The organism is Geobacter sulfurreducens PCA (assembly GCF_000007985.2).
Lineage (GTDB): Bacteria > Desulfobacterota > Desulfuromonadia > Geobacterales > Geobacteraceae > Geobacter > Geobacter sulfurreducens.
Genome location: NC_002939.5, coordinates 1,420,917 through 1,442,204 on the forward strand (window position 1 = coordinate 1,420,917; position 21,288 = coordinate 1,442,204).

16 protein-coding genes are annotated in these 21,288 nt (G+C 61.7%); 9 read left to right on the forward strand and 7 right to left on the reverse strand.

Annotated features, from left to right (window positions below; translation table 11 throughout):
- Positions 1-258: 258 nt before the first annotated feature.
- The 5 genes from GS_RS06475 (at position 259) to GS_RS06495 (ending at position 9,055) form a co-directional block, all read left to right on the forward strand.
- Positions 259-1,950, forward strand: a complete 1,692-nt coding sequence (locus GS_RS06475; RefSeq protein WP_010941954.1) for a methyl-accepting chemotaxis protein — start codon at positions 259-261, stop codon at positions 1,948-1,950.
- Positions 1,951-1,959: 9 nt separating this feature from the next.
- On the forward strand, positions 1,960-2,454 hold the full coding sequence (locus GS_RS06480; RefSeq protein ID WP_010941955.1) for a chemotaxis protein CheW: 495 nt from the start codon (positions 1,960-1,962) through the stop codon (positions 2,452-2,454).
- Between the two features lie 294 nt (positions 2,455-2,748).
- A complete protein-coding gene (locus GS_RS06485) occupies positions 2,749-5,277 on the forward strand; it encodes a c-type heme family protein (RefSeq protein ID WP_235044992.1) in 2,529 nt (842 codons plus the stop codon).
- A gap of 356 nt (positions 5,278-5,633) precedes the next feature.
- On the forward strand, positions 5,634-7,118 hold the full coding sequence (locus GS_RS06490) for a methyl-accepting chemotaxis protein (protein WP_010941957.1): 1,485 nt from the start codon (positions 5,634-5,636) through the stop codon (positions 7,116-7,118).
- 236 nt (positions 7,119-7,354) lie between these two features.
- Positions 7,355-9,055: a methyl-accepting chemotaxis protein gene (locus GS_RS06495; RefSeq protein WP_010941958.1), complete on the forward strand. Its 1,701-nt coding sequence runs from the start codon at positions 7,355-7,357 to the stop codon at positions 9,053-9,055.
- A 169-nt stretch (positions 9,056-9,224) separates the two neighbouring features.
- Here GS_RS06495 and gdhA read toward each other — a convergent pair whose 3' ends face one another.
- Positions 9,225-10,577: an NADP-specific glutamate dehydrogenase gene (gene gdhA, locus GS_RS06500; protein WP_010941959.1), complete on the reverse strand. Its 1,353-nt coding sequence runs from the start codon at positions 10,575-10,577 to the stop codon at positions 9,225-9,227.
- 328 nt (positions 10,578-10,905) lie between these two features.
- Here gdhA and GS_RS06505 point away from each other — a divergent pair, with 328 nt between their 5' ends.
- The 4 genes from GS_RS06505 to GS_RS06520 all read left to right on the forward strand — a co-directional run bounded on the left by GS_RS06505 (position 10,906) and on the right by GS_RS06520 (position 14,837).
- Positions 10,906-12,432 carry a phosphotransferase gene (locus GS_RS06505; protein ID WP_010941960.1) on the forward strand — a complete coding sequence of 509 codons (1,527 nt, stop codon included), beginning with the start codon at positions 10,906-10,908 and terminating at the stop codon, positions 12,430-12,432.
- A 71-nt stretch (positions 12,433-12,503) separates the two neighbouring features.
- Positions 12,504-13,025 carry a ferritin gene (locus tag GS_RS06510; RefSeq protein WP_010941961.1) on the forward strand — a complete coding sequence of 174 codons (522 nt, stop codon included), beginning with the start codon at positions 12,504-12,506 and terminating at the stop codon, positions 13,023-13,025.
- A gap of 83 nt (positions 13,026-13,108) precedes the next feature.
- On the forward strand, positions 13,109-13,327 hold the full coding sequence (locus GS_RS06515; RefSeq protein ID WP_010941962.1) for a DUF1450 domain-containing protein: 219 nt from the start codon (positions 13,109-13,111) through the stop codon (positions 13,325-13,327).
- A gap of 280 nt (positions 13,328-13,607) precedes the next feature.
- The gene (locus tag GS_RS06520; RefSeq protein WP_010941963.1) at positions 13,608-14,837 is read left to right on the forward strand and encodes a hypothetical protein; all 1,230 of its coding nucleotides are present in this window, start codon (positions 13,608-13,610) and stop codon (positions 14,835-14,837) included.
- A gap of 40 nt (positions 14,838-14,877) precedes the next feature.
- On the opposite strand, the gene GS_RS06525 is transcribed toward GS_RS06520, so the two are convergent.
- The 6 genes from GS_RS06525 to GS_RS06550 all read right to left on the reverse strand — a co-directional run bounded on the left by GS_RS06525 (position 14,878) and on the right by GS_RS06550 (position 21,218).
- Positions 14,878-15,978, reverse strand: a complete 1,101-nt coding sequence (locus GS_RS06525; RefSeq protein ID WP_010941964.1) for an FAD-dependent oxidoreductase — start codon at positions 15,976-15,978, stop codon at positions 14,878-14,880.
- Positions 15,975-17,564, reverse strand: coding sequence for a glucose-6-phosphate isomerase (locus GS_RS06530; protein WP_010941965.1), 1,590 nt, complete (start codon positions 17,562-17,564; stop codon positions 15,975-15,977). Before GS_RS06530 ends, GS_RS06525 begins: the two co-directional genes overlap by 4 nt.
- Positions 17,565-17,622: 58 nt before the next feature.
- Positions 17,623-18,588, reverse strand: a complete 966-nt coding sequence (arsS, locus tag GS_RS06535) for an arsenosugar biosynthesis radical SAM (seleno)protein ArsS (protein WP_164930425.1) — start codon at positions 18,586-18,588, stop codon at positions 17,623-17,625.
- Positions 18,589-18,599: 11 nt separating this feature from the next.
- Positions 18,600-18,932, reverse strand: coding sequence for an arsenosugar biosynthesis-associated peroxidase-like protein (locus GS_RS06540; RefSeq protein WP_010941967.1), 333 nt, complete (start codon positions 18,930-18,932; stop codon positions 18,600-18,602).
- Positions 18,932-19,612 (reverse strand): TVP38/TMEM64 family protein, encoded by a 681-nt coding sequence (locus GS_RS06545; RefSeq protein WP_010941968.1) that lies wholly within the window; start codon positions 19,610-19,612, stop codon positions 18,932-18,934. The genes GS_RS06540 and GS_RS06545 overlap by 1 nt, the downstream gene beginning before the upstream one ends.
- Before the next feature lie 88 nt (positions 19,613-19,700).
- Positions 19,701-21,218 (reverse strand): mercuric reductase, encoded by a 1,518-nt coding sequence (locus GS_RS06550; RefSeq protein ID WP_010941969.1) that lies wholly within the window; start codon positions 21,216-21,218, stop codon positions 19,701-19,703.
- Positions 21,219-21,288 lie beyond the last annotated feature (70 nt).

Consider the following 21,288-nt stretch of genomic DNA (forward strand, 5'->3'; position numbering starts at 1 on the left):
GTCTGTAAGGGTATACGACTTGAGGTGTCAGGGATTTCCTGATGTGCCGGGTAGTGGTGATCCCGATAGATATAATGGTGGTAAAAAATAGGCGGCAAATTTTATGGTGGTTAAAGCCGGGGTCGGTTGGGCAGGCACTACGTGTGACGAATAGAATGGTTATTGGAAAATGGTCTGACAACGGTATATATCAAATCGTTTTCAGGTCGACAGCGGTAGAAGTGCAATATGTTGCTTCACTTATCCAAGGAGGATGGTATGCGTATCGGTGATCTCAAAATTGGCGTACGGCTTGGTATTGGATTTGGTGTTTTGCTCGTCCTACTGGGTGTCGTTACCGTGGTCGGCATCAATGGTATGAAGGAGATTAACTCAAAGCTGGATCGCATTCTCAAGGTCAACTATGGGAAGATCAAGAATGCCAATGAAGTCTCTATGGTCGTTGGCGATTTGATGGGCAAGATCAATGAAATAATGCTCAAGGACGTGAATGAGCGGCCTGCAATCAAACAGGAAATTGAAAAATTGCGGAGCGATTACCGCTCTGCCCTGGAGAGGCTTGAACAACTGGAGCAGACGGATCAGGGCAAACAATTGATCGCCGGTGCCAAATCCGCTATTGATAATGCCAAAAAGGCCAATAACGACATCATCGAGCTGAGTCTTGCCGGGAAAACCGATCAGGCTCTGATAGTTTACAACAAGGAAGGCGCCCCCCTATCGCAAAAGATCGTGACGGCATTCAAGAATATCGTGAAGTATCAGGAAGAGCGGATGGAGCTGCGCTACGCTGAAGCGCTGAAAGCCTACGGCACCTCCCGGGCCGTTGCACTCGGTGTTGCTTTCTGCGCAGCGATCATCGGCATTCTTATCAGCCTGTTTGCGACCAGGAGCATTACGCGTCCCCTCGACAAAGCCGTATCGGTATCCAATGAACTGGCAGAGGGGAACCTGACCGTAACGATCGAAGCGACGAGCAAGGACGAGACGGGTCAGCTGCTTGCGGCGATGCACAACATGGTAGAGAAGCTGAAGGGCGTGGTAGCTGACGTGAAGAGCGCGGCGGACAACGTTGCCGCCGGCAGCCAGGAGCTCTCCTCCAGCTCCGAGGAGATGAGCCAGGGAGCCACCGAGCAGGCGGCCGCGGCCGAAGAGGCCTCCAGCTCCATGGAGCAGATGAGCTCCAACATCCGGCAGAACGCTGACAACGCCACCCAGACCGAGAAGATCGCCCTGAAGAGCGCCACGGATGCCCGCGAGGGTGGCAAGGCTGTTGCCGGCACGGTGAGTGCCATGAAGGAAATCGCCTCCAAGATCTCGATCATCGAGGAGATAGCCCGTCAGACGAACCTGCTGGCGTTGAACGCAGCCATCGAAGCGGCGCGTGCCGGTGAGCACGGCAAAGGGTTCGCGGTGGTAGCGGCCGAGGTCAGAAAGCTTGCCGAACGGAGCCAGAAGGCAGCGGGCGAGATCAGCGAGCTGTCTGCCTCCAGCGTTCAGGTAGCGGAAGAAGCCGGCGAGATGCTGACGCGAATCGTGCCGGACATCCAGCGTACCGCGGAACTGGTGCAGGAGATCAGCGCCGCGTGCAAGGAGCAGGACACGGGAGCGGAGCAGATCAACAAAGCTATCCAGCAGCTTGACCAGGTGATCCAGCAGAACGCCAGCGCCAGCGAAGAGATGGCGTCCACCAGCGAAGAGCTGGCCAGTCAGGCCGAACAGCTGCAGGCCACCATTTCATTCTTCCGGACCGATGATCGTGGCGCGTCAAGCCGGAGCGCGGTCCATCGTCCCGTTGCCAAGAAAAAGGCAGCGATCCCTCATCTGGGTCACGGCACGTCCAACGGCTACCACGCCGAACCCGCGACGTCGCGGAAAGTGGCGGTGGGCGGCGGGGTAAACCTGAACCTGGACAGCGATCACCTTGACGACCAGTTCGAGAAATTCTAGGAGGGAGCGATGGCACACGCAGACGCAACGGAAACGCGGCAGTACCTGACCTTCACTCTTGCCGGGGAAGTCTTTGGGGTGGACGTGGCCAAGGTCCGTGAGATATTGGAATGGAGCAGCATCACCAAGGTCCCGCAGACTCCCGAATTCATGCGCGGTGTGATCAACCTGCGGGGGAGCGTGGTTCCGGTGATCGACTTGCGGCAGAAATTCGGGATGCCTGAAACGGAGCGCAGCATCAACACGTGCATCATCGTGGTTGAGGTAGAGACGGGAGCTGAGACACTGGTGCTGGGGATGCTTGCGGACTCAGTGCAGGAGGTGTTCGAGCTGGAGGGAGTGAACATCGAGCCTGCGCCCCGGATCGGGACGAAGTTGGACACCTCGTTCCTGAAGGGAATGGGGAAGCGCGGCGATGCCTTTCTGATGATCCTGGACATCGACCGGGTCTTCGGCGGTGATGACTTGGCCGGGCTGACGACATTGGAGCAGACGGCGGCATAGCCTGCTGAAGTGATTGGTTACACGGCTGCATTGCGCCCCGGTTGTTCGGGGCGCTTTTTTGTGTTGTCCATGGTGTCTTCTGAGCACGTTCCGGCTGTTCCCTCCCCCTGGGGGGGACTGAAGGGGGACACTTGTCTGCTGGCCGGCCGTCGCCATGGCGTAGTGGGGGACTGATCGGGAAATTCCCGGTAAAGAACGTTCCATTTTTACCGATATTATTAAATACATCCCTTCGGAAACACCGCTCTCATTTCCGGCTTGTATGGTGTTCAATGGGGGTATCTCAGGGTTCAGGTGAAAGAGAAACGTATCGAGATGACCCCCAAGAAGCATGCCCAATCGCTCAAAAACAGACTTCTGAGGATAAACCTGCTGCTGCTTTGTGTGGCATCCCTTGCGATTGTCCTGGTAGTCAATGTGGCCCAGAAACAGCTTGCACTCATTGATGCCGGCAGGGATGCCGAACGAATCCTTGCGCGCTACCTTGCTATCCATACGTACTTCAATCAGCAGCTCAAGCCACGACTTCTCGCTCTGACGAAACCGCTACGCGACAAGGAGTACTTCGATCCGGCCTGGATGTCCTCTACCTATGCGGTCCGGGAGATCGACAAGATATTTCAGACCCGACACGGCAAGGGGTATTACTATAAGGAGTGCGCCATCAACGCCCGGAGTCCCCTGAACGAGGCCGACTCCTTCGAGCGTGCGTTCCTGGAGCGGGCCGGCCGTGACGCGGCGGTGACCTCGTTCAATGGCGTGCGGAAGATCGACGGCAAACCGTTTTTCGTTTCCATGGTCCGGGGTGAAACCATGGAAAAGCCGTGCCTGCTCTGCCATAGCAGCCCGGAGAAGGCCCCCGCCGGACTTGTCCACAACTATGGAGCCGAGCGGAGTTTTGGCCGTCACGAACATGAGCTTGTGTCGGCTGTCTCAATCCGCATCCCCCTGGCTTCGACCTATGCCGAGGCCAACAGCTTTTCCCTTAAGCTGTCGGCGCTGCTCTTCGGTATCATTGCCGCTCTTTTCGCCGTCCAGAACCGGATTTTCGAGCGTCTCGTCCTGAAACCCCTGGCCGTTGTCACCGAGGGGGCCCGTCGGATTGCCCACGACCGCCGCTATCTCGGAGAGCAGCTTCCCCTCGATCACGGCCGCGAAATGAACGAACTCGCCGCATCATTCAATGTGATGTCGACCGAGCTCCATACCTTCATCCACAATCTGGAGGAAAAGGTCGAGGAAAAGACCGCAGAGCTGATCCTGGCGCGCAAGGATGCCGAAGAGGCGAGCCGCGCTAAGAGTGATTTCCTGGCAACCATGAGCCATGAGATCCGCACTCCCATGAATGCCATCATCGGCATCAACCAGCTCCTGGTCGACACTCCGCTTACTCAGGAGCAACGCCGCCTGTTGGATGACTCGACCACTGCCGCCGAGTCGTTGCTGATCATCATCAACGATATCCTTGACTTGTCGCGGGTGGAGGCCCGGCGCCTGGAGCTGTTTCCAGAGGCGGTCGAGCTGCGCTCCTTTGTCGAATCGCTCCGGCGCCTGTTCGCCGTGCAGGCAACGCGCAAGCAGATCAGCCTCAGTGTCAGCGTGGGCGAGGGGACGCCCCGGTTCGTCTGGTGCGATCCGGCTCGCCTCCGTCAGATACTGACCAATCTTCTGTCCAATGCCCTCAAGTTTACGCCGACGGGCGGCGTGGTCACCATGGTCGCAGACCAGGCTCCCGCCGGTGCCGGACTGGTCTTCACCGTCAGCGATACCGGCATCGGGATCGATAAGGCCAAGCAGGAGAGTATCTTCGAGATGTTCCGCCAGGCTGATTCCTCGACTACTCGCATCTACGGCGGAACCGGCCTCGGTCTCGCCATTACGAAGGGGCTCGTGGAATTGATGGGAGGAACGATCGCCGTGGAGAGCGAACCGGGCAGTGGCGCCACGTTCAGCGTGTGTCTCCCCCTGGAGCCGGCTGATGGCCCGCAGTTCCACGACTGCGCCGCCGAAAACCAGGAGCAGGACAGGGAGCTGCCGTCCCTTGAGGTTCTCCTGGTTGAGGACAATGATTTGAACCGGACCGTGGCCGTCGGGCTCCTCACGGCCCTCAACCAGCGGGTGACCGCCGTCACCAACGGCCGGGAGGCCATCGACGTCCTCCGTGACCGGGATTTCGAACTGGTGTTCATGGATATTTCGATGCCCGAAATGGACGGCATCGAGGCCACCTGGGCGATTCGCCGGGGAGAGGCCGGTGAGCGGGCGCGGTCGACGCCCATCGTCTTCCTCACGGCCCATGCTCTGGCGGCCGACCGTGAGCGGTGCCTGGAAGCGGACGTGACCGGCTATCTTACCAAACCTCTGCTGCGGGAAGAGCTTCGCAGGATGATCCTTTTATGTGCCGAGGGTGAGCAGATGCATCCGCCCGTCGGAACGACTCCACCGTCAGGCGATCCTGCGCGCTTCTTCCCGTTCGATCTGGAGTTTCAGCGGAGACAGTTCACCGAAGCCGGTCTTGACCACGCAGTGGAAGAACTCTTGTCCACGTTTGCCCAGTCAGCGTTCAAACTGTGCGACCGGATCGACGAATGCCTCGCTGCCGGCGACTATGCCGGCGCCGCCGCTGCTGCTCACACCCTCAAGGGAGCTGCGGCAACGGTAGGGGCACCTCTCGTTGCCAGCTGCGCCGCCAAGGTGGAGGCGGCGGTACGGTCGAGCGACGGTGCCGCTGCCTCCCGCCGTCTCAGCCGATTGAGAGGAGAAGTCACCCGTGCGCAGGCCGCGATTATCCCCGCGTCCGATCACGCGCGCTCGTGGCATTGAAATGTGCCGAGCCCGCTGCTCGTGATGGCACTCCGGCACGGCCGGAGAGCCATTTGTCTTTTCGGGCAACGGAGTTTCATGGATTCTGAGGCTCGTTCGCTGATATCAGGAAATTCCTGATAGCGGGCACCTGTTCATCTCTGCGGCAGCATCGGGAAACGTGTGGGGCATAGGCAGGAAGATGTAATGATGCCGGGGCAGTTGCGGCGCGTGCTCCCGGCAGTTTATTCCCAGGTATGGTATACGCGGTTATAAAACTGCTGTTGGTTCGGCATGGCCGTTAAATCATCGTTAAAGATGGGTGGCGGGCCGTCGAAAGATATCTCTAGCACATTGTGAATGTTCGGGAGGTATGCATGGGATTGCGCAACATGACTATCCGGTGGAAGCTCATTGCCATGACCGCGATAATCGTTGTTCTGACGGCAACGGTGATCACAGCCATTTGCCTTGCGCGGTTCAAGGCCGATCTGATGAGGGTTGCCACGGTTTCCCAGGAAACGCGGCTCAAGACTCTCTGGGAACTGCTCCGTCAGAAGGGAGCCAACGCCCGGATCGACAATGGCAGGCTCATGGTCGGCGAGTACGTGGTAAACGACAACTTTGAGATTCCCGACAAGGTGAAGGATCTTTGCGGCGGGACGGCAACCATCTTCATGGGCGACCTGCGGGTTTCCACCAACGTCAAGAAGGAGGACGGCAGCCGCGCCATCGGCACAAAGCTCCAGGGGCCCGCCTATGATACAATTTTCAAGCAAGGGAAACCTTACCGCGGCGAAGCGAATATTCTCGGCGTTCCCTACTTTACGTCCTATGATCCGCTCCGGGATGCGAGCGGTGCGATCATCGGCGTGCTGTACGTCGGCGTAAAGAAAAGTGAGTTCTTCGAATCTTACGATCGCCTCAAGCTGATCATCGTCGGCAGCGCAGTGGGCACGGTTCTGCTGGCGTGTCTTGTGGCCGGGTTCGTGTCGGGACGGCTCGTGCGCCCGCTGCGCGACGCAGTTGCCACCGTAGACCGGCTGGCCACGGGCGATCTTTCCGTTGCCGTTGAAGCAAAGGGGACGGATGAGATCGGTCGCCTGCTTGCCGCCATGGGCAATATGGTGAGCAAGCTCAGGGAGGTAGTCACCAGTGTCAAGTCTGCTTCGGACAACGTGGCCGCCGGTGCCCGCGAGCTGTCCGTAAGCGCCGAGGAGATGAGCGAGGGGGCCACCGAGCAGGCGGCAGCGGCAGAGCAGGCGTCCGGCAACATGGAGGAGATGAGCGGTTCTATCAGACACACTGCCGATAATGCGGTCCAGACCGAGAAAATTGCCGGCAAGAGCGCCGCGGATGCCCGCGAGGGAGGGGAGGCGGTTGCCGAGACCGTATCGGCCATGAAGGTTATCGCCGGCAAGATCGCGATCATTGAAGAGATCGCCCGCCAGACGAATCTGCTGGCCCTGAACGCGGCCATCGAGGCGGCCCGGGCCGGCGAGCACGGCAAGGGGTTCGCGGTGGTGGCCTCCGAGGTGCGCAAGCTGGCCGAACGGAGTCAGAAAGCTGCGGGAGAGATCGGTGAGTTGTCCGCATCCAGCGTGCGAATCGCGGAGAAGGCTGGAGAGATGCTTGCCCGCATGATTCCCGATATTCAGCGGACCGCAGAACTGGTGCAGGAGATCAGCGCGGCGTGCAAGGAGCAGGATTCCGGCGCGGACCAGATTAACAGGGCCATCCAGCAACTGGACAACGTGATCCAGCAGAACGCCTCCACCAGCGAGGAAATGGCGTCCACCAGCGAAGAACTGGCGAGTCAGGCCGAACAGCTCCAGGCAACCATAGCCTTTTTTAACATCTGAGAAATTCCCCTGATAGGTGAGGTGATAAACCGCGGCGAGTGCCGCGGTTTTTTTATTATCTGTAAGTGTCAGTTTGTCGTGTTGTTAGACCAATTGTTTTAGTTGGTGGGCCTTTGTTTTAAAAAAACTCCTCAAGGTTTTACTGGGTAAACCGATACACGCAATAGTTGGAGTGAAATAAGGTTTTTCGGAGATGAGTCCGGGAAAACCCTGAGTAACTGGAAGGAGAGGTGTCAATGAGCTGGAAGAACCTGAAGCTGAGTCTCAAGGTGCTTGCGGGCATCGGTAGTGTCCTTGTGTTGCTGGCGGTCATCGGCGTCTGGGCGGTGAACGGCCTGTCAAAGGTTGTCAGGGACGGCCACGAGGTAAGCGAAGGGAACAAACTGCGGGCCGAGCTCCTCCAACGGGAGGTGGATCACCTCAACTGGGCCAAGAACGTCAGCACGTTCCTGCTGGATGGCAAGGTCAGGGAGCTCACCGTTCAGGTGGATCACACCAAGTGCAAGTTCGGCGAGTGGTACTACGGCGAGGGACGCAAGCAGGCCGAGGCCATGCTTCCCGCGCTGAAGGACGAACTGGCTGCCATCGAGGAACCCCACCGCAAGCTCCACGAGTCGGCAGGGCTCATCAAGAAGGCCTACAACAAAGAGCAGGGTGAGCAGGGCCGCAAGGACGCGGAGATCATCTTCGCGAGTCAGACCCAGCCGAACCTGCAGCTGGTGCAGAAGCACCTGGCCGGGCTAAATGAGACATCCCGCAAGAATATCCTCTCCGATGAACAGATGATCGCCAACGCCAACAGCACCAAGACCGCCGTGATCGCCCTGAGCATTGCCGCCCTGGTAATCGGCGTTGTTCTGGCACTGCTCATCTCCCGTTCCATCAGCATTCCGGTCCTGAAGGGGGTTGAATTCGCCCTGAAGATAGCTGACGGCGACCTGCGGAGCACCCTCGACATTGATCGGAAGGACGAGGTGGGGCAGTTGGTGGCGGCCCTCAACGACATGGTTGCCAAGCTCCGTGACATTGTAACCGATGTGAAGAACTCGGCCGATAACGTTGCTGCCGGCAGCCAGGAGCTCTCCTCCAGCTCCGAGGTCATGAGTCAGGGAGCCACCGAGCAGGCAGCCGCGGCCGAAGAGGCCTCCAGCTCCATGGAGCAGATGGCGGCCAATATCCGGCAGAACGCGGACAACGCCTCTCAGACTGAGAAGATCGCCCTGAAGAGCGCCACTGATGCCCGCGAGGGTGGCAAGGCTGTTGCCGGCACGGTGAGTGCCATGAAGGAAATCGCCTCCAAGATCTCGATCATCGAGGAGATAGCCCGTCAGACGAACCTGCTGGCGTTGAACGCAGCCATCGAAGCGGCGCGTGCCGGTGAGCACGGCAAAGGGTTCGCAGTGGTAGCGGCCGAGGTCAGAAAGCTTGCCGAACGGAGCCAGAAGGCAGCGGGCGAGATCAGCGAACTGTCTGCCTCCAGCGTTCAGGTAGCGGAAGAGGCCGGCGAGATGCTGGCGCGGATGGTGCCGGATATCCAGCGTACCGCGGAACTGGTGCAGGAGATCAGTGCCGCGTGCAAGGAGCAGGACTCGGGAGCGGAGCAGATCAACAAGGCGATCCAGCAGCTTGACCAAGTGATCCAGCAGAACGCCAGCGCCAGCGAAGAGATGGCGTCCACCAGCGAAGAGCTGGCCGGGCAGGCGGAGCATCTCCAGTCGACCATCACATTTTTCAAAACCGACGAGCAGGGGCGGGCTGCCGGGAGATCTCCGGCCGTGCGTCCGGCCGCGGTGGCGAAGAAGCCCGCTGCGTTGCGCCTGGGCCACGGCAACGAACGCCGGACGGAGCCTGTCGCGCCGCGAAAGGCTGTAGCCGGCAAGGGCGTGGACCTGAAGATGGACGGCGACTACCTGGATGACCAGTTCGAAAAGTTCTAGCAGGCTGCTGCAAAACCGTTGTGGGGCATCTGCGTCATTGAGCAGCCATGTTTACCTTGACTAATCGCCATGGACCGTGGGCGCCAGCCGTCTGAACGAAAAAGCCCGGCCCGGAGATCATCTCCGGACCGGGCTTTTTGCATGGGGCTGCCTGGTTGCTTCCAGGCTGTTAGACGAGGCCGTGGGCCACCATGGCATCGGCAACCTTGGTGAAGCCGGCGATGTTGGCGCCGAGCACGTAGTTGCCGGTGGCGCCGTATTCCTCGGCGGTCTCGTGGCAGAGACGGTGGATGCCCTTCATGATGTTCTCAAGCTTCTTCTCGGTGTCTTCGAACGACCAGGAATCGCGCTGGGCGTTCTGCTGCATTTCCAGGGCCGACGTTGCGACGCCGCCTGCGTTGGCAGCCTTGCCGGGGCCGTAGGCAATCTTGGCGTCGAGAAATACCTTGACCCCTTCGGGGGTGGTGGGCATGTTGGCGCCTTCGCCCACGGCGATGCAGCCGTTCTTCACCAGGGTCTTGGCATCCTTGCCGTTGATCTCGTTCTGGGTTGCCGACGGCATGGCTACCTGGCAGGGGATGTCCCAGATGTTGCCGCCCGCGATGTACTTGGCATCCTTGTGATAGGAGGCGTAGTCCTCAATGCGGCGACGCTCCACTTCCTTCAGCTGCTTGATGAGGTCCAGGTCGAGACCTTTTTCGTGGAAAATGACGCCGTTGGAGTCGGAGCAGGCCACGCACTTGCCGCCCAGTTGGTGAATCTTCTCGATGGTGTAGATGGCCACGTTGCCGGAACCGGACACGGTGCAGATCTTGCCGTCAAAGGAATCCTTGCGGACCTTGAGGGCCTCGTTGATGAAGAAGGTTGCGCCGTAGCCGGTGGCCTCGGTACGCACGAGGGAGCCGCCCCACTTGAGCCCCTTGCCGGTCAGCACGCCCGCTTCCCACCGGTTGGTGATCCGCTTGTACTGGCCGAACATGTAGCCGATCTCGCGGCCGCCCACGCCGATGTCGCCGGCGGGAACGTCGGTGTGCTCGCCCAGGTGGCGGTAGAGCTCGGTGATGAAGCTCTGGCAGAAACGCATGATCTCATCATCGGACCTTCCTTTGGGGTCGAAGTCGGAACCCCCCTTGCCGCCGCCGATGGGCATGCCGGTGAGGGAGTTCTTGAAGATCTGCTCGAAGCCCAGGAACTTGATAATGCCCAGGTAGACCGACGGATGGAAGCGGAGGCCGCCCTTGTAGGGACCGAGGGCCGAGTTGAACTCCACGCGGAAGCCGCGGTTGATGTGGACTTGGCCTTTGTCGTCCTGCCAGGGTACCCGGAAGATGATCTGGCGTTCGGGTTCGCAGATCCGCTCGATGATCTTGCGCTCCAGGTATTCGGGGTGCTTGGTGACGACGGGGCCGAGGGATTCGAGCACCTCGGCCACTGCCTGGTGGAATTCCACTTCGCCCGGGTTGCGCTTGAGAACGTCCTGATAGATGCCCTGAAGTTTCTCGTCGACTTGATGCGGTGACATGATTCCTCCCCTGATTAAAATGTAGACAGTCAACTGTGTGAACAGATTGCGTCCTGTCTCTCTGAGTAGATTGCCTGCATTTTATGCACGTACTGCACCAAAACTGTGCATGGCGTGATGTTGAGGTGGGCAATTGCCTGATTTATCGGCAAATTTTATGGGGGAGGCGTGCTGGAGGCGCGCGGTGAGGTGGGTTTAGTGATTATAAAATGTACACGGTTGTGTAGGTTGCCTGTAAAACGGGCGGGCCCGGATTGGACGGACCGGTTGTTGTCGGGAGGGGGTCTGGTATCCTTGTCCTGAGACCACGATGATGGGAGGATTCACCGTGCTGATCGAGATGCATTGTCATACCTCCGAATACTCCTCCTGCAGCGGCGTTGCGGCCGTGAACCTAGTGCGGCAGGTGGCGGCGAAGAACCTGCAGGGGATCGTTCTTACGGATCACCATCACCTCTGGGAAGCCTCTGAACTGGCCGATGTCCGGCGCCGGGCGGAGGTACCCGACCATTTCGTCATCCTTGCCGGCCAGGAAGTAACCACGCCGGAACTCGGCGATGTGCTCGTCTTCGGGGCGGATGCGACGATCGAGCGGGGGACTCCGCTGGCTGAAATCCGGCGGCGCTACCCGGCTGCCGCCCTTGTCTGGGCCCATCCCTACCGCAGGGGGAAGCGCCCCACGCCGGAGCAGCTTTGCCATCCGCTGCTGGACGGTGTGGAGATCTTCAACTCCAACCACACGGTGCGGGAGAACAGTCAGGGGCTCCAGGACTGGCATCGCGACCGGTTCACTGCCATCGCGGGCACAGATACCCATGGTGAAAACTACGCAGGGCTCTATCCGACCCAGTTCGACCATGCCGTCAAGACCATCGCCGACCTGGCAGCCGAGATCAGGCACGGCAGGTGTCGGCCGTTCCTGAAGGAGATTCCCCGCTCGGGCGCCAACAGCCAGGTCATCGAGGTGACCATCGGTACCAAGGGGGCCGACGAGGTGCGCGAACGGCTCATCATCAAGGAGATCGGCACCCGGCATAAGTGGCGGTCCGCCGAGCGGGCATTTCGCATCATGGGGGAGATCGTCGGCCACGGCTTCGATGAGGGGAAGTTCAGGGTACCCCGCCCCATCGATGAGGACGAAGCCTCCATGACGCTCATCGAACAGGGCCTGCGCGGAAAATCGCTCTTCGACAAGCTCCTGACGGCCGAACCGGAGGACGGGAGAGCATACCTGTCACTGGCTGCCGGCTGGCTGGCCCGACTTCATGGCTGCCGCCTCAGGATCACGCCGCGCGATGAATTTCTGGTCCGGGAAGACGAGCGTCTGGCCCGATACCTGGAGCGGTTCACCGCCATCGGGCACAGGCACACCCGCAAGGTGCAAGAGATTCTCGCTGCGGTGGCGGCAGAGGAGCGGCGGGTGGTGGCGGAGGGGAGTGCGTACATGGTGCAGGGCCATGGCGATTTCCATCCGAAAAACGTGTTCGTGGGCCAGGATGTCATGGAGAACCGTTCAACCCTGTTCGTGGCGGCAATAGACTTCGAAAGCTCCTACGTGCTTCCCCGCGCCTTTGACGTGGGGTGCTTCCTGGCCCAGTTCCGGAACCAGTTCTATCACTATGGGGAAATAGTGAACGCCTATCCCGAGGAACTGTTCCTGGAAGCCTATCTGCGCGATTCCGATCAGGTGGAGCCGGATTTTCTCCGTCAGGTCGAACTGTTCCGCGCCCGGACCAACATGAGCATCGCTGCCTACCTGGTGAAAGTGGGGCTGGGGGACAGCGAAGACCTGTGGCGGGTGATCGTGGAGGCCGAGCGTTCCATCAGCAATCTCTCAACCGGCCCTGCCGGCTGAACTGCCTGGCCTTTCGTTCGTTTTCCGATATACTGATCCCAACTCACCACACTCAAGGAGGAACATCATCCATGCTGAACACCGAGATGGCCGCAGCCCTCAACAAGCACTTGAATATCGAACTCTATTCGGCCCAACTGTACCTCTCCATGTCGTCCTATGCCAACTCCATGGGGCTCAAGGGGGCCGCCACCTGGTTCATGGTCCAGTACCAGGAGGAGATGCTTCATTTCATGAAGTTCTATCAGTACATCAACAGCCAGGGCGAGCACGTGACGCTCGGTCCCATAGACGCACCGCCGGCCGAGTTCGCCTCCCTGCTGCAAATGTTCGAGAAGACCCTCGAACACGAGATGTACATCACCCGGTGCATCAACGATCTGACCGAGCTGGCGGTCCGGCAGAAGGATCATGCCACCCAGATTTTCCTCCAGTGGTTCGTGACCGAGCAGATCGAGGAGGAGGAAAACGACCGGGAGATCATCGGTAAGCTGAAGCTGGTGGGAGACAACGGTTACGGCCTGCTGATGATCGACAACGAACTGGGTGTGCGGGTGTTCACCGCCCCCCCAGTCGACGGCCAAGCGCCGTGATGTCTTGCTGAGCGGTGTACGAGACCGGCTGCGGGGAGGCGGTTCTTCCTGCCTCCGCCGCAGTCGGCGTGTGAAAGGACGGCATGATGAAAATACGCTTCTGCGAGCACAACAAGGGGAAGAACAAAGTGGTCAAGCGACTGCATGAACAGTTCCCCAAGCTCGATGTGAGGATCAAGGACTGCGTCGGCAAGTGCGGTCCCTGCCACAAGACCCCTTTTGCCCTTGTGGACGGAAAAACGATCTGCGGCATTGACTCCGAAGACCTCTATGGCAAGATCGTGAAGGAGATGGGCAAATAGCGGAAGCGGGTCACGCATTTTCTTCCCCTCTAATTCCTGCCTTTGTACGTCAGATTTTGACGGTCAATTTTAAAAATGTGCAAAATCAATAATTTGTGATTATGTATACATAATAATTAAAATTTCTTATGTAGCATAACGTTTAATGTTAGCGTTATCCTAACCGAAAGTGAGTCTGTCATATGACACTATCGTATGGCGGATACTGCGGTAAATGAACCATGGCGCCCGACCGGTCGCGAGGTTCGGTTGCCGGCAGTTATTTCCGGCAGGATGACGCATGGCGATCCCACAAATTCCCTTGTTCAGGTGGCCGAAACGTCGGCTGTTCACCCTTGCAGCCCTGCTTGTGGTGGTGTTTGCTGCCGTCACGTCGCTGCGGTTCCGCTATTATGGGCACTGGCAGGGAATTTACATCCTCAGGGGGGTGGACGGCCATTACCTGGTAAAGGATGACCTGCTGCTCGGCGACGAGAACGCTCTTCTCCTCGCCCTGCCGGCCGAGCCAGTGTTCCGTTTTCTCAATGGCAATGTGAGCCACGCCACCGGGGGGCCGCGTCTTGAATACGAGTGGTTCCGCCGTGACGGGAGCGGGTTCGTCCGGAGCTTTGCCGCCGACGGCACGGAGTATCTTACCTGTCTCAGCAGGTATCTGGACAGCGGTGGGAAGGAGAGCCGGGGGCTGTTCGTGGGAGGCGGACTGCCCTTCGACCTGGAAAGGGACCGCCGGCAGAGCATGAACGAAACCGGGATGGCGTTTTTCGACGGCGCGTCCTGGCATCACATCTGGTGCAACGTCAACGAGGCCATCTCGCCGTGGAGCAATCCGGCCGCGGTGATGCCACCTTCAGCCTGGAAATACCGGGGGAGCCGCGTTTTGGAATCGACGCCCCGGCGGCTCGTTCTCGGCAGCAGCCACTGGTTCGAGCTTGACGGCGTACCGGTGTCCATGGACCGTTTCATGATCTTCAGGGCCGGTACCCGCTATGTGACCCTCGTGATCCGGATGACCAACATCGGCACGCAGCCCACGGGTTACTTCTATGTCTATGGCGACGAACCATGGGTGGGGAACTACGGATCTGCCGAGGGTAACGTGGGCTGGGTTGTCGACGGCCTCGTTCCCTATGAGGGGTCCCTCGACCTGAAACGCCACAGTTGGGCCGGCTATGTGGACTATGGCAACGAAGCGGCCGGCGAGACGCATGACCGCAACGGTTTGGCCAATTTCATCGAGTGGCAGGGCCCCGTCACGCCGGATACGGTCTACTTCTCCAACAGGATCGGCACCTTTGCCAATGTTTCCGCCCGGGTGCCCCTCTCCCATCCGCAGAACCGGGTCATCGTCCTCCAGTGGGGGCCCCGCCTCCTGGCGCCGGGGCAGTCGGACATCTTTGTGCTTTCCATCGGCATGGCGGACCGGGAGCCGAACACCGGCTTCCCGCTCAAGCCCGATACCTCCTTCGATCTTGCCTCATTCCAGCAGTTTCTGGCAACCCAGGGTTTCTGACGAGACTCAGCCCCCTTCACACATTCCGTCCAGCATCCTTTTACTTTTGAAAGCTCCGCACGAACCGGCGATCGATCAGGTCTTTGAGGAGCCAGGGGAGCGTGCCGTGCCGGACGATCTTTCCCCGGACCAGCACTCCGGTGCCGTCACCCAGGTTCAGTATCTGGAGAAAGCGCTTCTGAGGCTTGAAGGGGGCAAGGGGGCACCCGCCAAGGTACGCCCGGAGGTTGGCGTGGAGAAGCGGTCCCTGGCGGACCGCATAGACCCCCACCCGCGCCAGGGGAGCACCTTCGAAGGCGATGCAGTCGCCGCCGCCGAATACTGACGCCGAGCCCGTCGACTGGAGGAAGCGGTTGACGCTCAGGGAGCCGTCCGGGGCCAGGGGAAGCCCCAGGCTTTCGAGGAGGAGAGGCGGTTTCACGCCGGTGGAAATCAGGGCGACGTCGAATGGGATCCGGCGGCCGTCGGCAAGGATGGCCGTACCGTCTGTCCAGCCGGAAACGGGAGCGTCTTCGATCATTCGGATTCCGCGCCGGTCGAAGGAGGCGCGGACCAACTCACGGGTCAGGGGAGGGAAGGGTGCGAGCAGGGGGCCGGCACTGGCAATGGTGACGCTGCCCCGATCGCCCAGCAGCCGGCGGCCGTTGCCGGCAATCTCCACACCGGCCGCGCCGCCGCCCACCACCAGAAGTCGGGGAGGCGCGGTGCAGCCCGCTTCCCGCAGCCGTTCCACTGCCCGGGCCAGATTGGCGATGGGTTTGACCGGGTAGACGCCGGGCAGGGCGGGGACCAGCCCGGCCACTATCGATCCGGCGTTAAGGGAGAGGGCATCGTAGGCCAGCTCTCTGCCGTCGGTGAGCCGGAGCAGCCTGCAGTCCGGATCGAGCCCCGCTGCCTCGCCGATCACGCACCGCCCGCCGCCCGATTCCGCCAGCCGCTGCACGTCGATGCGAACCTGCTCTTCCGTGTAGAGCCCCCCGAGCATTCCCGGCCCCATGCCCGAATAGTAGTGATGGCGGGCCGGGGTGACGAGGGTGACGGCGATGCCCGCTCCGGTAAGCTCCCGGAGGCGCCGGAGGGTATGGAGATGGGCATGCCCTCCGCCTACCAGTATCAGGTGCCGGGCGGCGCGGCCGTTCATCGGGCGGAAAAGCGGCTCCGGGTAAGAGGGGATGCCGCTTCCATGACGACACCGTGGTCCGGGTTGGCGGCGGCGTGCAGGAGGCTTCTGAATATCGTTTCCGCCTCTTCCGGCCTGCCCAGTGCCGCGGCGATCTCCGTGGCGGAAAGGGTGCCCCCTTCCCGTCGCAGGAATGCCAGTGCCTCGCCCGTGAGGGCCAGGACGCCGCCTGCCGCCTTTTTCCCCGCCTCCACGCCGGGCTGGTGGTAGGCGTTGATGTTGACCAGGGAGGCATAGAGCCCCACGGCCCGCTCGAAGAGGGCCACCAGGACACCCACCGTGCGTGGGGTTATGGCGGGAATGGTGATGGTGAGTGACTCGCGTCCCTTTTCGCTCAGGGCGGTGCGGGTCCCCTGAAGGAAGCCGGACAGGTAGTCGCCGCTGGTGAAGCCCGGCTCAACCGCCAGGGAGGCCCCCTCGCGATCCTTCAGCACCTCGATGAAAGCGACGAAGAAGTTGTTGGTCCCCTCACGCAACTGCTGCACGTAGGCGTGCTGATCCGTGGAGCCCTTGTTGCCGTAGACCGTGAGCCCCTGGTTCACCACGGTGCCGTCCAGATCCAGCTCCTTGCCGATGGATTCCATGATGAGTTGCTGGAGGTAGCGGGAGAAGAGGAGCAGGCGATCCTTGTAGGGGAGCACCACCATGTCGCGGGAGCCGCTGCCCCGGGTGGCGTGATGCCACATGAGGGCCAGGAGGGCCGCCGGATTGCGGAGCGTCTCGCGCCGGCGAGTCAGTGTGTCGCAGGTCCGGGCGCCATCGAGGAAGTCTCTGATGGGGATTCCCTGGAGCGCGGCCGGCAGGAGTCCCACGGCCGAGGTCTCCGAGGTGCGGCCGCCGACCCAGTCCCACATGGGGAAGCGGCACAGCCAGCCGCCGGCCTCGGCGGTCCGGTCCAGCTCGCTGCCGGCGCCGGTGACTGCCACGGCATGACGGGAAAAGTCGAGCCCGGCACGCCGGTAGGCCGCCTCCGCCTCAAGCATGCCGTTCCTCGTTTCCTTGGTGCCGCCGCTCTTGGAGATGACGATGGCAAGGGTTTCCGCCAGCCCATCCGCTCCGAGGGTCTCAAGTACCCGGTCCATGCCGTCAGGGTCGGTGTTGTCGAAGAAGAAGGGCCGCATCCGGTCGCCGTGGCCGCCCAGGGCATCTGCCACGAACTGTGGCCCCAAGGCTGAGCCGCCGATGCCGATCACCAGGACGTTGCGGAAGAGGCGGGCTCGGGGCGCCGTCACCACCCCGTTATGGACATCAGCGGCAAAGGCCGTTACACGATCAACAGTCTCCCTGATGGCGGCGGCGATAGCGGGGTCGGGGGCCAGTTCGGGACTTCTGAGCCAATAGTGCCCCACCATCCGGTTTTCGTCCGGATTTGCGATCTCACCCGCCTCCAGCCGTTCCATGGCGTCGAAGGCGCGCTGCATGGCCGGCTCCATGGAGGCGAAGAAATCATCGCTGAAGGCCATTCTGCTGACATCAAGGATGAGTCCCGTGTCCGCGTCGAAAAGAAGATAGGTCTGGTAGCGTTGCCACAGTTCATGGGCGTTCATTGGACTCCTCCGGTCTTCATGGTGTTCCGGGCCCCTCCGGGGCTCCGATGGCGCCGCCTCAGGTGAAACCGGAACCGGCGGTGCAGGCATAACAGTAATCGTCAGTGGGGATCAGGGTTCCTTCCGGGGGGAGGCAGGCCATGTCGGCCACGTGACGCCGCTCTCCCCCGAGCCCCCGGCCGGCGGCCAGGTTGAAGTCGCAGTCGTAGAGATGTCCGTCCCAGGCCACGGAGACCAGAGCGCGGCACATGAGGCCGGGCACCGTGGCCGGATTGAAGTTTCCGGCCAGCCGCTGCAGATATCCCTCCAGGTTGCCCGAGTCCTCCAGCCAGCGGCGGAAGCGCCCCAAAGGGACGTTGGCAAAGGTGTAGAGGTGCGAGAAGACCACCCCGTACTTGCGTTCCAGGTCCCGGCGGAGCTTCTGTTCTGCCTCGCACTGGGAGGGGGGAAGGAACGCGCCGGTCGGATTGGCCACCAGGTCCAGTTCCAGGCCGCTCCCGTCGCGGCCGTAGCCGAGATCGTTCAGGAGTTTCAGGGCCGTGATGCTCCTCTCCATGATGCCGTGGCCGCGCTGGGCCTCGGCCTGGCCGACGTTGGCCGAGGGGAACGATGCAACAATGGCGGCGCCCGCAGACCTGAGCAGCTCGGGCAGGTGCGCCACGCCGGGGTTCAGGAACGCCGAGAGGTTCGTCCGGATGATAAGCCGGGGCGTCAGCGGCGCCAGCCCGGTCACCAGCCGCTCGATGCCGGGGACGAGCTCCGGAGCGCCGCCGGTGATGTCGATGGCCTGAAACCGGCATCGGGAGGCGTAGGCGATGACCTCCTCCATGGTTTCCGGCGTCATGATCTCGGTCCGGGATGGTCCCGCCTCCAGGTGGCAATGGCGGCAGGCCAGGTCGCACAGGAACCCCACGTTTACCTGGAGGGTGGTGGTCCGATCCCGGCGAAGCTCCAGCCCGCACCGCTCCAGGGCGCGGGAGAACGCCTCGATGCAGGGGGAGGATTGCGCAAGGGATTCCGTCATGGTCCGGTCGGCTACAGCGACAGCTTCTCGGCGATTTTACGCATCTGCACCCCGTGGACCAGGGCCGCGCCGCCCCTGATGGCGTTGGCCACGTGGACCGCTTCGGTCATCTCGCCCAGATTCGATCCCTTCTCCAGGCAGGCCCGGGTATAGGCGTCGATGCAGTAGGGGCACTGGACCGCGTGGGCAACGGCCAGGGCGATGAGGGTCTTTTCCCGCTCGGTCAGCTCTCCCTCGGCGAACACTGCGCCGTAGTAATCAAAGAACTTCTTGGCCAAGTCCGGCGCATCCTTGCCGATGTCGCCGAACTTCGCCAGATCGTCGGGTACATAGTACGAGTCCATCAGGTTCTCCTTTGAGCGGTAATTTTCTTGTACAGAACCGGCACCAGCGAAAAGAGCCCCAGCAGGGCAAAGGAACCGATCACCCGCGGCGAGGCGATGTCCGCGGGGCTCGCGATGGCGGCCAGACTGGCGCCGGCATTGACGTAGACGAAACCGCCCGGGATGATCCCCACGAAGGTCCCGAGCACGAAAGTGCGCAGGGGAAGCCGCGTCAGACCCGCCCCCAGGTTGATCAGGAAGAAGGGAAACAGGGGGACGAGCCGCAGAAAGAGCAGATAGTTGAGTCCGGCCTTTTCCAGTTCCCGGTTGATCCCCTCCAGCCTGGGGCCGAAGCGACGCTGGACCGCATCGTGAAAGAGGTAACGGGTAAGCAGGAAGGCCAGCGTCGCCCCGATGGTGGCGCCGGTCACCGCCCAGGCAGTCCCTGCCACGGCCCCGAACAGGGCGCCGGCGGCAAGGGAAAGGATCGTGGCCCCCGGCAGCGACAGGGCGGTCTGGATGATGTAGATCGCCAGGAAAACGGCAACCGTCAGGGTGCGGTGTTCCCCGTAAAAGGCCAGCAGTGCCCCATGATTGGCTTTGAGCGAGGCAAAGGTCAGCAGCCGTCCCAGGTCCAGGATGAAGAACAGGGCGACCAGTGCGACACAGAAGGAGATGACGATAATTCGTTGTGCGTTCATGAACGATGGTTATATACCAGGCCGGGAGCGGAGGCAATCGGCTATAGGAATATATTCATATTTTCCATGATTCGCACGTAGTTCATGGCTAGCGCCACAGCCGGCGCAGGGTCAGCATGATCCCCATCAGCCGCTTCACCCCGGGGGTGAGGCGGGTCCGGTTCCAGGCATCGGCCAGCTTCTTGATCGCTTCGGCCTGAGTGGGGTAGGGGTGGATGCTGCGGCCGATGGCGGAAAGGCCCAATCCGGCGGACATGGCCAGGGTCAGCTCGTTCAGCATCTCGCCGGCGTGGCGGGCCACGATGGTGGCGCCGACGATCCGGTCGGTGCCCCGCTTCAGGTGCACCCGGGCGAAACCCTCGTCTTCCCCGTCAAGCAGAGCCCGGTCGACCTCGGTCAGGGGGACGGTCAGGGTGTCCACGGCAAGACCGCGCTCCCCGGCCTCCCGTTCGTAGAGGCCCACGTGGGCAACCTCCGGGTCGGTGTAGGTGCACCAGGGAATGATCTGGGTAGAGAACCGCTGCCGGGCGCCGAAGAGGGCGTTGGCGACGACGATGCGCGCCATGGCGTCTGCGGCGTGGGTGAATCGGTAGGGGGAGCAGATGTCGCCGGCGGCGTAGACTCGCGGATTGTCGGTCCGGAGCCGGTCGTTGACCCTGACCCCTCGGAGCGGATCGGCGACAATGCCCGCCCGCTCCAGTCCCAGCCCTTCGATGTTCGGCGTTCGCCCGGCCCCCACCAGGATCTCGTCAGCCGTCACCTCATGGGATTGATCCCCCTGCCGGACGATGAGCGTCCGGGCTCCGCTCCGCCGTTCCACCCCGACGACAGCTGCCGCCGTCAGGAACGATACCCTGTCCCGCTCCAGGGCGTGCCGCACCAGGGCCGCGGCGTCGGTGTCCTCCCGCGGCAGGATCTCCGGGGCGGCCTCGATCACCGTCACGCTGCTGCCGAGCCGTGCCGCGGCCTGGGCCAGCTCGCAGCCGATGGGGCCGCCGCCGATGACGGCCAGTCGCGCCGGAAGCGTTGCGAGGGAAAAAATCGTCTCGTTGGTGAGGTACCCCGCTTCCGCCAGCCCCGGGACCGGAGGGGCTGCGGCCCGGGCACCGGTGCAGACGGCGGCATGAACGAAATTCAGGCGCCGTCCGTCCACCTCCAGGGCGTTCCGGCTGATGAAGCTACCCTGGCCGAAGAAGACGTGGACCCCCAGGTCACGAAAGCGCACTGCCGCGTCGTGACGGCCGATTTCCGCCCGCAGGCGGCGCATCCGCTCCATGACGGCCGCACCGTCGACGCCGGTCCCGTGGCACCCCGTCACGCCGAAGGGGGCGCCGTTCCCGGCATCGTGAGCGGCCCGCGCGGCGCGGATGAGGGCCTTGGATGGGACGCAGCCGTAGTTGAGACAGTCGCCCCCCAGCCGGTGGCGCTCCACCAGCGCGACACGCGCACCGAGCCCTGCTGCGCCTGCCGCGCAGACGAGTCCGGCCGTGCCGGCACCAACGACCACCAGGTCATAGCGCGGAGCCGGAGACGGGTTGATCCAGCCGGGCGGGCGCACCCGCTCGTCAAGGTCCCGGTCGTGCGGGGAAGCGAAATTGTCTGACACGGCGTTCCTCCGCGGATACGGCGGGGGAGAGGGAATATCACAGGGGCGTCGGGGTTATAAAGGATTGTAC